Source organism: Streptomyces tendae, assembly GCF_008632955.1.
GTDB lineage: Bacteria > Actinomycetota > Actinomycetes > Streptomycetales > Streptomycetaceae > Streptomyces.
Genome location: NZ_CP043960.1, coordinates 22,440 through 35,019, shown reverse-complemented (window position 1 = coordinate 35,019; position 12,580 = coordinate 22,440). Strand labels below are relative to the sequence as shown.

Annotated in this window: 12 protein-coding genes; 2 read left to right on the top strand and 10 right to left on the bottom strand. The window is 69.7% G+C overall.

The features are described 5' to 3' along the window. Positions 1-156: 156 nt before the first annotated feature. Both F3L20_RS31830 and F3L20_RS31825 read left to right on the top strand, forming a co-directional pair. Positions 157-903: a hypothetical protein gene (locus F3L20_RS31830; protein ID WP_150157595.1), complete on the top strand. Its 747-nt coding sequence runs from the start codon at positions 157-159 to the stop codon at positions 901-903. Between the two features lie 5 nt (positions 904-908). Continuing rightward, on the top strand, positions 909-1,790 hold the full coding sequence (locus F3L20_RS31825) for a DedA family protein (protein ID WP_150157594.1): 882 nt from the start codon (positions 909-911) through the stop codon (positions 1,788-1,790). Between the two features lie 104 nt (positions 1,791-1,894). Here the strand turns inward: F3L20_RS31825 and F3L20_RS31820 are convergent, their stop codons facing one another. From F3L20_RS31820 to F3L20_RS31775, 10 genes are all read right to left on the bottom strand, one after another. Beyond that, complete coding sequence (locus tag F3L20_RS31820) at positions 1,895-2,407, bottom strand: cupin domain-containing protein (protein WP_145828909.1); 513 nt, start codon at positions 2,405-2,407, stop codon at positions 1,895-1,897. A gap of 227 nt (positions 2,408-2,634) precedes the next feature. Further along, positions 2,635-3,351, bottom strand: coding sequence for an enoyl-CoA hydratase/isomerase family protein (locus F3L20_RS31815; RefSeq protein WP_431193209.1), 717 nt, complete (start codon positions 3,349-3,351; stop codon positions 2,635-2,637). Between the two features lie 163 nt (positions 3,352-3,514). After that, the gene (locus tag F3L20_RS31810) at positions 3,515-4,108 is read right to left on the bottom strand and encodes a TetR/AcrR family transcriptional regulator (RefSeq protein ID WP_150157592.1); all 594 of its coding nucleotides are present in this window, start codon (positions 4,106-4,108) and stop codon (positions 3,515-3,517) included. Positions 4,109-4,158: 50 nt separating this feature from the next. Next, a complete protein-coding gene (locus tag F3L20_RS31805) occupies positions 4,159-5,502 on the bottom strand; it encodes an MFS transporter (protein WP_150157591.1) in 1,344 nt (447 codons plus the stop codon). A 139-nt stretch (positions 5,503-5,641) separates the two neighbouring features. After that, a complete protein-coding gene (locus F3L20_RS31800) occupies positions 5,642-6,253 on the bottom strand; it encodes an FMN reductase (protein ID WP_150157590.1) in 612 nt (203 codons plus the stop codon). After that, on the bottom strand, positions 6,250-7,350 hold the full coding sequence (locus tag F3L20_RS31795) for a CE1758 family FMN-dependent luciferase-like monooxygenase (protein ID WP_150157589.1): 1,101 nt from the start codon (positions 7,348-7,350) through the stop codon (positions 6,250-6,252). Before F3L20_RS31795 ends, F3L20_RS31800 begins: the two co-directional genes overlap by 4 nt. Before the next feature lie 199 nt (positions 7,351-7,549). After that, the gene (locus tag F3L20_RS31790) at positions 7,550-7,789 is read right to left on the bottom strand and encodes a hypothetical protein (protein ID WP_150157588.1); all 240 of its coding nucleotides are present in this window, start codon (positions 7,787-7,789) and stop codon (positions 7,550-7,552) included. Positions 7,790-8,249: 460 nt separating this feature from the next. Then, on the bottom strand, positions 8,250-8,957 hold the full coding sequence (gene wrbA, locus F3L20_RS31785) for an NAD(P)H:quinone oxidoreductase (protein WP_150157587.1): 708 nt from the start codon (positions 8,955-8,957) through the stop codon (positions 8,250-8,252). A 589-nt stretch (positions 8,958-9,546) separates the two neighbouring features. Then, positions 9,547-10,266, bottom strand: coding sequence for a hypothetical protein (locus tag F3L20_RS31780; protein WP_150157586.1), 720 nt, complete (start codon positions 10,264-10,266; stop codon positions 9,547-9,549). A gap of 425 nt (positions 10,267-10,691) precedes the next feature. After that, positions 10,692-11,840, bottom strand: coding sequence for an MFS transporter (locus F3L20_RS31775; protein WP_240811010.1), 1,149 nt, complete (start codon positions 11,838-11,840; stop codon positions 10,692-10,694). Between the last annotated feature and the right edge of the window lie 740 nt (positions 11,841-12,580).

Here is a 12,580-nt window from a genome sequence, read left to right as displayed (position 1 = left end):
TCCGCCTGCCCAAGGGCGTACTCGTGGGAACCCAGGAGTGCTGTCCGCAAGCGAGGGCCGCCTCGGGGGTGGGACCGGGCCGCCATCGAGGTTCCTTAATTGCTTGACGTATCAAGTAAATGATATGCTTGCCGCGTCAATCAAGTGAGGGGTGCCATGGATACCCACGCCATCACGACGCCGGGTGCCGCAGCCCGGGCGTCCGTTCATCCGGTCGCCGGCCGCCGCGAGACGCGCCTGCCCCGGGTTCTGCGCCACCTGGCCACGGGGGCGGCTGCGGCCGCGATGCTCCACGCGGCCATTCTCGGGGTTTCCTCCCGCCGCGAGTCGTATCCCGCACTCGCCTGGACGGACACCGCCGAGGCGATGACCTCCCTCCACGTGCTCATGCCCTGGCCGCTCACGGCGCTGGTCCTGCTCTGGCTGGCGAGCCAACGGCCGGTCCTCTACACCCGTGCCTCACTCGCGCTGCTGCTGACCAGCGTGGCCGGGCTCGCCTACGTCGGCCGGGCGTCCCTCGCGGACCTCCCCGCGCACGAGGGCAGCCTCTTCAGCGACTACGTGGCGCTGCCGGGTGCGCTCACCGGCTGGTACCTGCTGACAGCGCTCGCGATGGCGGCAGCCGTCCCCTCACCCCGCGCACGGATCCTCGTCGTGACGGCAGGGCTGGGTGCCGTGGTCGTCTCCGTCCTGACCTCCGGCGACCCTGTGCTCGCCGCTTCGTTTGCCGCCGGTGCTCCACTACTGGCCTGGTATCTCGCGAGCCACCTGCCGGGGCAGCGGGGGACGCGTCACCGGCCTGCCGACGCCTGGGACCCACAAGGGCGAGTGGTTCCGCTCCACGTCCGTGCCCCGGCACGCGCCCACACTCCGGCACCCGCGCTGACGCGGCGGGCGGGCTGAGGGTCATGCACCTGAACACGGTCATCGAGACAGCCGGATGGTGGACGTACCTCATCGTGTTCGTCCTGACAGCCGCTGAGACCAGCGCCTTCGTCGGTCTGCTGGTTCCGGGGGAGGCGGCTGTCCTGCTGGCGGCAGCCGTCGCAGGCCAAGGCGGACTGAAGGCCCCACTACTGGCGGCCGTGGTGGTCGGAGGGGCCGTCACCGGCGACAACCTCGGCTTCGCGCTGGGCCGCCGGTGCCGACGACGCCCGGCCGGCCGCTGGACACCCAAGGTCTTGGGCCGCCACCGAGATGGACGAGGGAAGGCCTTCCTGGCCGACCACAGCGGTGCGGCGCTCCTCACGGGCAAGTTCATCGGTTTCGCCCGGACGTTCCTGCCCTACGCCGCCGGCTCGTCCGGCATGCCGTACCGGCGCTTCTTCCTCTACAGTGCCGCCGCCTCCCTCGTCTGGGGCACCGGCACGGTACTCGTCGGCTACTTCACCGGCTCGGCCGCGATCGAACTGCTGCACAGAGCGGGACTGATCGGTGCGGCGGTGCTCGCCGCCGTGATCGCTCCGATTCTCGTCGCCTCGCGTATGCGGGCGCGCCGCCGACGACGGCCCACCGGATCCACCGTCGTGGCGCCCGGCGGGCCATGGCATCGGGCAGCGCGCAAGGACCCGGTCAACTCCACGTACGCACGGCGGAGTCAGCCATCCGATACTAAGCCGGGGAGTGGACGGCGCGCTCATGGAGACTCTGCTCCCGCCCGACCTGACGCACTCGTGTTGACGGAACGCCGCCGAACGGCAGCAGGCCTGCCACGGGCTCGCTCTCGCTCGCGGCACGGTCCGTTGTCCATGGGGCAGGTAAGCCACTGCCGCGGCAGACGAACCGGGTGACCGGATCGCACCGAGCGAAGTGGACGGCACTGTCCCACGCGACGGCGGGGCGGCGAGCCCGGCACCGGTCATCGTGCCCTCGCCGCTCCCGTCGAACCGACCGGTCAGGGAAGCATGATCGTCTTGGACTTCCGGATCACCTGCTCGGCACGGGCGGTCATGTCGTCGTCGATGGGCGGGGGAGTCTCGCCGGGGCGGGCGGGGGTGCTGTGGTCCAGCATGAGCTGCTCCAGGCCGGGCGGTGTGTAGATGAACAGCAGCCTGGCAGCGTGTATGCGCCTGTTCTTGAACCCGTGGCGGATTCCCTTCGGAACGTGGATGAAGTCGCCGGCGACGGCCGTGAACTCATGGTCGCCGTCGGTGAACTCCAGTTCGCCGTCGAGCACATAGAACGTCTCGTCCTCCTGCGTGTGCGCGTGCGGGACGGGACCGCCGCCTGCCGGGACGGTGGCCTCGATGAAGCCGATGTTCCCGTTGGTCTGAGCACCAGTGGCCTTGACGGTGTAGATGTCGTCCGCCGCCCAGACGGTCGGGCCCTGACCTGACGGTACGTAGAGCGCACCGCGCTTGTTCCACGACGGGTCGTCGGGTGCCACTTCACCCAGCAGAAAGCTCATGAGGTCTCCAATGCTTCGTGCGACGCGGTCCGCCCCCGTGCCGGACGGGCGACAGGGGCGGCTCGATGAACAACTGGCCCATGTATTGCTTGTAGTAACAAGTATATATTTCTCATGGGTGATCGTTCCGCGAAACGCACCGAGTAGTGGCTCGGAGTGTCTGTGCAAGGGCAGGGGACCGGTCGCTCCCATGGACCTTGACGCCGCCCCCGTCGACGGCCGTGCCGTCACCTTTCGGCGATGTGTTCTCCCAGGCGGTACTCGACATCACCTCGCTGTTGCATGCCCCGCTCGAGCAGCCGACTGATCCGGGCATGCGCCTCCGGGCGAGCCAGTGAGGCCCGGAAGGTGTCCTGGCCGGTCGTCAGGTCGGCTTCGGACGGCAGAGTGGAGCGATTGATCAGAGCCTTTACCTCGGCCAGTGGCCAGTGGTCGAAAGAGGCGATCCGCGTGGCTAGGCGGTCCACATGAGCGTCGAGTTCGGCGTCCGGCAGCGCCCGGTTGATCCAGCCGTACCGCTCGGCTGTCTCGGCATCGAAGTCGTCGGCCCCGGCGATGATCTCCAGGGCACGCCCTCGCCCCACCAGCAGTGGCAGACGCTCCGTGGCTCCGCCCCCCGGAGTGATGCCCGCGCCGACTTCCGGCTGCCCCAGGACGGCCTTCTCCTTGCTGGCGAAACGCATGTCACAGGCCAGGAGGAACTCGTTGCCCACCCCTCGGGCCCGGCCCCGGACAGCAGCGATGGTGATCACACGGGACCGGGCCATCCGCGAAGCGACGTCCAGCCATGTGGGTCCCGTGTAGGGCTGCTTCGGCGGCACCAGATCGAAATGCGCGAGGAAGAAGTCCGGATCCGCGCTGTCGAAGACGACGACCTTCAGGTCGTCGGCGGCGTTCATCCGGTCCACGAGGTCGCCGAGCGCCGCGAACGTCTCGAAGGTCACCAGGTTGAGGGGAGGGGAATCGAAGGTCACACGCCAGTACGACGCGGACCGCTGTACCACTGTGAACGGGGGAGTATCAGTCATGAGGAAGAATTTATGCCTTCATTTCGGGTTTGCACCTGATCCTCGGTGGGACGGGAGCGGTCCGCCGCCGCGGGAGGAGCTACAGCCGGCTGTCCCGCAGAGGTGCCGCATCGAGGACGGCCGCCGCTGCGTGGCGGGCGCTGGTGGCGGCGGACGGGTCGCGGTCCATCCGGGCCGCTTGCTCCGCGCCGTCGTACAGCAGACGCAGCCGACGGGCCAGTTCCTCCGGTTCGGCAAAGCCGGCGGCGTCGGCCAGCTCGGTGAACAGTTCGAGGATCCAGGTGCGGTACCTCTCCGCTGCGTGACGCACCGAGCTGTCCTCGGGCGCCTCCGCGGTGGCCCGCACGAAGGCGCAGCCGTTGTACGTCGGGTCGGTGAAGGCCTCGCCCTGTGCGTCGAAGACACCGAGAAGTCGCTCACGCGGTGAGCGGAAGCGGGTCAGGGTGCGGGTGATCCGATCACGGCTCCGCTCGTGCCGCGCGTCCAGGTAGGCGCAGACCAGGCCTTCCTTGCTGCCGAATGTGTTGTACAGAGACGCCTTGGCCACCCCCGCGCGCTCGATCACCCGGTCGATGCCGACGACCTGCACGCCCTCGCCGTAGAAGAGCTCGTCGGCCGCCTGGAGCAGCCGCTCCCGCGCCGGTGTCCTGGTCCGGCTGTTGCCGCTCGCCATCTCGCCACCTCGATCAGACAGATCTGTCCAGTGTAGAGCCCTGCGGGGTGTCACCGCCGTGCCGGTTCCCCCGTCGCGGACGCCCTCGGGGCGGGCAGGTCGGCAGGCGGGACCACCGCCACACGCCCGACACTCCGACCGCTGCGCACCAGCCCGGCCAGTGCAGCGAGGGCCAGCAGGACGACGGCCCCGCCGTATTCACGGGCGGTCGGCACGAGACCGCCGCCGTGCACCACCAGGAACCCGCCGATCACGGCCGGAACGCCCAGGCCCAGGTAGCAGATGACGTACAGCAGGGACAGCACGCCCGCGCGCTCGTGCGGCTCGACCAGCGGGACGACCAGCCTGATGCCGCCCTGGAAGCCGCCGCCGAAGCCGAAGCCCGAGATCGCGGCACCAGCGAAGAACGCGATCACAGCGAGGGTCCCGCCGCTCCCCGAGGCGACAGAGGCCAGTGTGATGAGCACACCGGCGACCAGTGAGCCGATGCCGATGTACATGACCTTGCGGGTCGCCGTCCCGCGGAGCAGCACCACGGCCAGTCCGGCGGCGGAGGCCAGCACGAAGAGGGGCAGTCCGCCCCAGACCACGGAGGAGGAGTGCACCAGGGTCCGGATGATGGCCGGTCCCAGTGCGGCGTACAGGCCGGTCAGTGCCCATACCGCGAACATCACAGGTGCGGCGATCGCCACCGCCGAACGCGCCGTCCTCGGCAGCTTGAACTCGGGGGCCATGCTGGCCAGTGCTCCGCGCTGGCGGGAGACCGTCTCGCGCATGGCGAGCACGGCCAGTGCCTGGAGGACGAACACACCCAGCAGCACGAGGTAGACCAGGCGGGTCGGGGCCGGCAGGTACTGGACGAGGAGCCCCGAGACCATCGCGCCGCCCGCGGTGCCCAGCGTCGGCGCGAGGGAGTTGAGGAATCCACCCCGGCGCGCGTTGATGTCGAGCATGCCGGCGCCGAGCGCACCGACCGCGGCACCGGTGCTGACCCCCTGGAGGACGCGCGCGGCGAGCAGCGCGCCGACCCCGCCGGCCTCGACGAACAGCACCATCGCCAGGGCCTGGCCGAGCAGGGCGACGAGCAGGACCGGCCGCCGTCCTACGTGATCGGAGATCTTCCCGAAGATCAGGAGCGAGAGGAGCACCGCCACCGCGTACACGCCGAAGACGACGGTGACGGTGATGGGGGAGAAGCCCCAGTGCTGCTGATAGAGCGCGTAGAGAGGGGTCGGCGCGCTCGACGCGGCCAGCAGCGAGACGAGGATCGAGGCCAGCACCCCGATGGAGGCGGCGGGACCGAGCCGTCCGCGCCGGGGAGCCGCGTGCGCGGGGGGCCGCTTGGCGTAGGTGCCCGGCGAGACGGCCCGAGGGGTGGGGAGTGCGGAAGTCATGCGGTCACTTCCAGTCGGCGTGAACGGACTCCCTATAGTAGACAGGTCTGTCTATTGATGGCCCGTGCCGAAGCGTGAGAGATCTCGCAGAGGGCTCGGTGTCCGCCGGGAATACGGTGTCCTCAACGACGAGGGTCGGTCACCGGCCCTCCAGCAGCCGCTCGAACGGCACCGGGTCGCCGTAGGGGTCGGGCACGCCGGCCGGCCGACGGCGCCGCACCTCGTCGGCAAGTTCACCCGCGGCCCGCTCGGCGCGCCGTACCAGCGGCTCACCGGCGTCGCCGTCACCCCATTCCTCCGTGGCGGCGAACACGGCGGTGGGCAGTGTGACGGCACGCAGGTAGGCGAACATCGGCCGAAGGGCGTGTTCGAGAACGAGGGAATGCCGTCCGGTCCCGCCTGTCGCGGCGATGAGCACGGGTTTGCCCACCAGTGCGGTGTCGTCGAGGCAGTCGAAGAACATCTTGAACAGCCCGCTGTACGACGCGGTGAAGGTCGGCGTGACAGTGATCAGTCCGTCGGCCGCCGAGATCGTGTCGAAGGCGTGCCGGAGTCCGTCCGGCGGGTAGCCCGTCGTCAGGTGGGTGACCAGGTCGCGCGCGAAGTCGCGGACCTCCAGGACCTCGACCTCGACCTGTTCTCCCTGCTCTTCAAGGAGTCGCCGCGTGGAGCCGGCGAGCCGGTCGGCCAGCATGCGTGTCGACGACGGCAGCCGCAGGCCCGCCGAGACGACGGCGAGTGTGCGCGTCATCGTCGGCCTTCCCCGGAAGCCGTCCGCTCCTGGGCGGCGGCGCTGAGCGAGGCGTGGGTGGGTGCGTCGGGGACGTGGGCCGGCCGGTCCCGTGCCAGCTCCTTGCGGAGCACCGGAGCGATCTCGCCCAGCAGCTCGATCTGTTCGAGCACGGTCCTGTGCGGAACGCCGATGCCGTCCACGACGAACAACTGGCGCTGGTAGTCACCGGCCGCGTGCTCGCGGTAGCCGAGCACCCGCTCGATCACTTCCTGGGGGCTGCCCGCGATCACCGCGGTCTGCTGCATCGTCTCCTCCAGGGACGGACCGCCGCCGTACAGGGAGTTGTCGAAATAGGGGCGGAACTCCCGGACAGCGTCCTGCGAGTTCGGCCGGATGAATATGTGCGCGGCCAGGCCGACGATGCCCTGGTCGGCCCTGCCGTGCCCGTAATGCTCGAAGCGCCTGCGGTAGAGCTCCACCAGGCGCCGGACGTGCTCCTTGGGCCAGAACAGGTTGTTGTGGAAGAAGCCGTCGCCGTAGTAGGCCGCTTGCTCGGCGATTTCCGGGCTGCGGATGGACGCGTGCCACACGAACGGGGGAACGCCGTCCAGCGGTCGCGGGGTGGCGGTGAAACCTTGCAGCGGGGTACGGAACTTCCCCTCCCAGTCGACGACGTCCTCGCGCCACAACCGGCGCAGCAGGGCGTAGTTCTCCACTGCCAGTGCGATGCCGTCGCGGATGTCCTTGCCGAACCAGGGATACACCGGTCCGGTGTTGCCCCGGCCCATCATCAGGTCGACCCGGCCGTCCGCGAGGTGCTGCAGCATCGCGTAGTCCTCGGCGATCTTAACCGGATCGTTGGTGGTGATCAGCGTCGTCGAGGTGGACAGCAGGATCCGCTGGGTGCGGGCCGCGATGTGGCCGAGCAGTGTGGTGGGCGAGGACGGTACGAAGGGCGGGTTGTGGTGCTCGCCCATGGCGAAGACGTCCAGGCCCACGTCCTCGGCCAGCTTCGCGTAGTCCACGACGGCTTTGATCCGCTCGTGTTCCGTGGGGGTACGTCCCGACACCGGGTCGCGGGCCACGTCCCCCACGCCGAAGATTCCGATCTGCATCGTGTCCGTCCTTCTGTCGTGTCGGTCTTTGCGTTCGTCCCTCCGACCCGATGGCGGGGGAGGGCGGCGGTTCGGTACGGGGCAGGGCGGGGCGACGGCGCCCGGTGGCGGCACGACCGTGCGGCTTGGCCGTACGCCGGGCCGTGTCCGCTCGACGACCTTCCGCTCGGCGGGCGCGGCCTTCCCGAGGCCCGCGTTCTCAGTTCCGCACGAGCTGCCCGGCCGGCTCACCGACGGAGGGGATGCCGGGTGTGGCGGCCGGCCACGCCGACATGACGTCCGTCGTCCTGCGGTGGCGGCCGTGGCCGATGCTCTCGCTTCCGGTGGCCCACATGTCCCCGGCGGCCCGGCGGCCACGGTGCCGCCCGGTGCCCGCGGTCTCGAGGGCGCTCGTGCTTCCGAACTGGTCGGGCTGGATGTCGGTCAGGGTGGAGGACACGTGTTTTCCCTTTCGAGTGGGGTCTGGGTGTGGCACGGGGGCACGTCGCACACGGGACTTGCCGGAGGTAGTTGCTGTGCGAAGCAAATGTAGCACTCGATTGTCCGGCAGGTGTCGCGTGCTACCGAGGGGCAGCAAGATTCCGGGGTACGCGTAACGGCCCGCCGAGGAGACCGACGGGCCGTTACTGATGGTCAAGCGTCACACGCCGCCCGAACGCATCACAGCGGTGGGGGAGACGGTCGCGCCGGGCCGCCCCAGCAATGCGGTGAACGGACTCGGGCGGCGGCGAGGGGTCGGGTGCGGGTGGGTGGTCCGTCCCGTCGGAACGCCACACGCGCATCGGCCGTCAGACCCCCACCGGTGTCGGTCGCGGCGAGGGCGCCGCGATGAGGCCGCGCGGTGACACGCGTCATTCCGGGGCGCGTTCGCCGCGACCTGTCCGAGCGGCGCACGCGCGCTACTTGCGGCGGCGCTGCCACCAGCGTCGCGGGCTCTCCACCTCGGCCAGGGGCTCGGCCTCGGTGTCGGGCTCGGCATCGGCGCGGTACTTGGCCTCGGCCGCCGCCTTGAGCTTCGCGGCCATCGCGACGACGCGTTCGGCCTGGATGCGGGCGGCGGTGCGGGTGGTGTCGTCCACGGGATTGGTGCCCTGGCCGTCCGCGTGGGAGGTGCCGTAGGGGTTGCCGTCGACGAACTTGGCCGGGTCGGTGAAGCCTGGGCTGACGACGATGCCGCCGAAGTGGTGGACGGAGTTGTACAGGGCGAGCAGAGTCGACTCATGGCCGGCGTGAGCTGTGGCGGTGGAGACGAAACCGCTGTAGACCTTGTCGGCGAGCTTTCCCTCGGCCCACAGGCCTCCCAGCGTGTCGATGAACTGCTTCAGCTGCGAGGAGACGTTGCCGAAACGGGTGGGTGTACCGAAGATGACCGCGTCTGCCCACTCGATGTCCGCAGGACTGGCCTCGGGGATGTTCGCGGTGGCGGTCTGGTTGGCGGCCCACGCGGGGTTGGAGTCGATGGCGGCCTGAGGGGCCAGCTCGCCCGCCCTGACGAGACGCACCTCGGCGCCTGCCTTCACGCCCGCGTCGTGCAACTCCTTGGCGATCGTCGCGATCGTTCCGGTGGAGGAGTAGTAGACGATGGCGAGCTTCACGGGGGTGGTCATGATCGGCGATCTCCGTTGGCTTGTGGTGGGGGAAGGCGATCGGAGTGATCGGTTAAAACGACCGGTCGCCTATAGCAAAGTAGACGACCGGTCTAGAAAAAGTCAACACGGATGCCCACGGTCGGGATGCGGGATGATTCGGCTTGGATGCAGACCGGGTTGAAGGACCGCTGCACCTCGCGAATGAACTGAAGCGAGCCTCGATGTTTGCCATGTGAGCTCGCGCAGGCGCGCTCGGCAGATGGAGATACGTGTTCTCCCGTCGAGCGCGCGCCCTGTGCGAGGCCCGCCGGAGTACGGCCTTCCTCAGTCAGCGCAAGGCGCTCCATCCGCGTTTCTCAAGGCAGTTACGCGCAGTGCCTGACGTCGCACGGGCTCACCGGCCGCTGGGCCGAACACCATCCTGTCTCCCGGTTCTGGAGCCTTCAGTGGCGGAGCCGACGGCCGGACGGCGACCGAGGAAACGGCAGGGGGACCCCGACGCCCGGCCCTGCTCCACCGGCCTGCCTGAGGCACGTGTGATGTCTGCGGCGCCCGTGAAGGACCCGGGCCGTTCACGGGCGCCGCAGGCGGCTCGTGCCGTGGGTGCTCAGACGAACAGGGCGCTCTCGATGTCGATGGTGACCAGTTCCAGCTCACGGTTGACGGTTCCGTCGGCGGCCAGCGGGTGGACGCGCCTGCGGGTCGGCACCATGATGCCGTCGAACTCCTCGTAGTCGGAGGAGTAGTGCGCGACGGGGCCGGCGTTGAGGACGTCGGCGGTGTAGTCGTGCCTGCGCAGGAGTCCGTGCTGGTCGAAGTGGAAGATCTGCTCTCGGCTGTGGGTGGCGATGCGGTCGGGGAAGGTCACCTTCAGACGTCGCAGGGTCTGTCCGTTCTCCGTCGACGGGGGCAGCTCCTCGGTGCGGACGTCGGAGGCGGCGAAGATGAAGGGTGCCGTGAGGTAGGTCCACATCGCGTAACCGGCGAAGTAGGCCACGTGAAGGTCGTCCCAGGGGGTTTCGAGGGTGTGGCCGGCGAATGCCGCGCGCGGGTCGAGCCGCTCCACCTTCACCTGACCGTCGTCGGTCTCTACGGCCACCCGCTCTGCGGTCACGGAGGTGCGCAGATGGGGTGCGGTGAAGGGGGAGTGACTGGCGTGCTGGCGGTGCAGGTCCACTCGCACTGCGGCGTGCCGGAACACGCCCTCCTGCTGCTTGAGGCCCCACAAGGCACCGCCGGATCGGAAGTGCGCGGTGACCGAATTGAAACCGTTGTAGCGCTCGAGGCCACCGTGGGCCTCTATGGCAGTGCTCGTGAGGTCGCTCATGACATTCTCCCTGTGAGGATGAGGCGTCGACCGAATATACGACCGGTCGTCTTAACTGGTCGTATAAGTCGTCCGGCCTGGAGGACCTTCCCTGTGCGGAACCGGCGGTGGCGTGATCCTGGACACCTTCACCCGCCGCCCCCGCCGAGGACCAGTTCGCGATCCGCTGATGGTCGCACCGCCAGGATCTGCGTCGCGCCAGCACCCCGGGCCGCTCGGAAGCTGCACGAGCCGGCTTGCGCCTGCGCTCCCCAACCCGCTGCCGGCGCGCGGGCGAATCGGCCAGGGCGCCGCCGCGACGCACGGCACCGCGTCGTCCAGGTGGCCCGCGCGCCCGCGGCAACCGCTGGGACGGTCGCCCGAACGCCCGGTTCCCGGCCGGGGGTCGGTGCGCGCGTGCGCGGCGCGGGCGACTCGGCAGGGTCTCATCTGCGGTGCTTGCCGCGGCGGGACCGGGAGCGGGTGCCGTAGGTCAACGCACAGGCCAGACCGAGGCTTTGCAGGATCGCGCAGATGGTGATCAGTGCGGGGAGGTCGGCCGGGTCGGTGACGGCGAGGAGGATGCCGGCGAGCGGATAGGGCAGGAGCAGGAGCAGCACGGTGACGGACAGGGTGCTGCCGAACACCTCGGCGGGGATGAGCAGGGAGCGGATGGTGCGCAGCACGACGCTCAGCACGCTGTCGCCGGCCATGAAGACGGCGATCAGTGCGAGGTAGGCCACGTAGGAGTCGGCGAGCGGGATGAGGAAGCAGGGCACGCCCGTCACGAGCGCGGCCCAGCGGCCCACCGTCGTCAGCCCCCATCGGTCGATCACCGGGCGGCACAGGGCGACCGCGCACAGCGAAGCGGCGGCCGCGCAGGACCACACCAGGCCGACCGAGGCACTGGAACGGCCGAGTTGCTTCACCACCAGCACCGGCGTCGCCGTCTCCAGGAGGCCGAGGGCCAGATTGGACAGTGCCAGGCCGGCTACCAGCCAGGCGAGGGACGGCAGGGAGCGCAGGGTGGACCAGCCCGTGCGCCATCCACTCGCCGCGGGTGCGCTCCCCTTGTGCGCCCGTAAAGGTGCCTGTTGTGACCGCGGGGCGGCAGCGGCCGACAGCAGGGACAGACCGCCGAGGACGACGAGCATGCCGCTGGGACCGTGCCATTGCAGGAGGAGGCCGCCCGTCGCGGGGCCGGCCAGGGCGGCCGCCTGGTCGATGCCGAGAAGGACCGACTGGACGCGGTGTGCCGCGTCGCCCGCGCCCTTGCTGGTGATGACGCCGACACTCTCGGCCGCGATGAAGCTGAACTGTGTCAGGCACCCCGTGCACACCGCCAGGAACATCACGAAACCCAGGGCCGTGCCGCCGGTGGTCATGGCCAGGGCGGCGGCGGCACACCCGGTGAGCGCGGCCCGGGTCGCGGCGGCCAGCCGGAAGACCCGTGCGGGCCCGTAGCGGTCGACAGCCGTGCCCGCCAGAGCGAACGTGCAGAGCCGGGGTGCCCAAGCCAGCATGAAGGAGATCCCGGTCCACGAGGACGAATTCGTCGCACCCAGGACCAGTAGGGGGATTCCGTACGTGGCCATGGAGGATGCGACCGCATCCGCGAGACGAGGCAGGTAGACACCCCGGACCCGGCCGTGGGCGACGGTGCGGGCGTGCCGGGGTGTGGTGGACCGGACTTTCGTAGGTATCAAGTGAACGTGCTTCTCTTCCGTGAACCGGAGGCAGCCGACGAGCGGCCGGGACATGGGCGGGTGCAAAACCTGGCAAAACGAGTTCTCGGGGGGACTCCTTCCTGTATGAGTGAGGAAGGCCGCATTCCGGACCATGACCACAAAAGAGCGGGACCTGCTCCCGGACAGGCCGGACGCAGGCAGCCCGTGCCCGCAGACCACGACGTGTGCTCGACTCGCCGCGCAACGCCGATGATCAAGCGGACACTTGGACAGCGTGATCAACTCACGGGATGTCACGCCTGGTCGGCAGAGGCCGGGACCGAACAGCAGATTTCGTCCTACATCTCCGACCGCTACCCGAGGGACCGGCACGACGTCCGGTGCCGCAGTGAACTCCACATTGCTCATGTCCGTCTCGTACCGGGGTCGGCGCTCCGGCCGGTGGACCGCGTTCGCGGCCGAGGGGCGAGGCAGCCGCGCCCAGTGGGTGACGGCGCCGACTGACTCGACACCGAGGACGGGGGCCTTTCGCGCGGGTCACGGGCACGAGCTGTCGTTCCGGTCGGACGACGAGGCGCGAGGCATGCCGAGCGGGGCCGTGCTCGTGCACTCCTCGGATGCGAGAAGGCCGTCACTGGGGCGGGACC

Excerpts from the sequence above, each read along its gene's own strand:
- F3L20_RS31820 (WP_145828909.1), bottom strand. The coding sequence starts at position 2,407 with ATGAGCTTTCTGCTGGGTGAAGTGGCACCCGACGACCCGTCGTGGAAC.
- F3L20_RS31780 (WP_150157586.1), bottom strand. The coding sequence starts at position 10,266 with ATGAGCGACCTCACGAGCACTGCCATAGAGGCCCACGGTGGCCTCGAG.
- F3L20_RS31830 (WP_150157595.1), top strand. The coding sequence starts at position 157 with ATGGATACCCACGCCATCACGACGCCGGGTGCCGCAGCCCGGGCGTCC.
- wrbA (WP_150157587.1), bottom strand. The coding sequence starts at position 8,957 with ATGACCACCCCCGTGAAGCTCGCCATCGTCTACTACTCCTCCACCGGA.
- F3L20_RS31795 (WP_150157589.1), bottom strand. The coding sequence starts at position 7,350 with ATGCAGATCGGAATCTTCGGCGTGGGGGACGTGGCCCGCGACCCGGTG.
- F3L20_RS31825 (WP_150157594.1), top strand. The coding sequence starts at position 909 with ATGCACCTGAACACGGTCATCGAGACAGCCGGATGGTGGACGTACCTC.
- F3L20_RS31775 (WP_240811010.1), bottom strand. The coding sequence starts at position 11,840 with ATGGCCACGTACGGAATCCCCCTACTGGTCCTGGGTGCGACGAATTCG.
- F3L20_RS31805 (WP_150157591.1), bottom strand. The coding sequence starts at position 5,502 with ATGACTTCCGCACTCCCCACCCCTCGGGCCGTCTCGCCGGGCACCTAC.
- F3L20_RS31800 (WP_150157590.1), bottom strand. The coding sequence starts at position 6,253 with ATGACGCGCACACTCGCCGTCGTCTCGGCGGGCCTGCGGCTGCCGTCG.
- F3L20_RS31810 (WP_150157592.1), bottom strand. The coding sequence starts at position 4,108 with ATGGCGAGCGGCAACAGCCGGACCAGGACACCGGCGCGGGAGCGGCTG.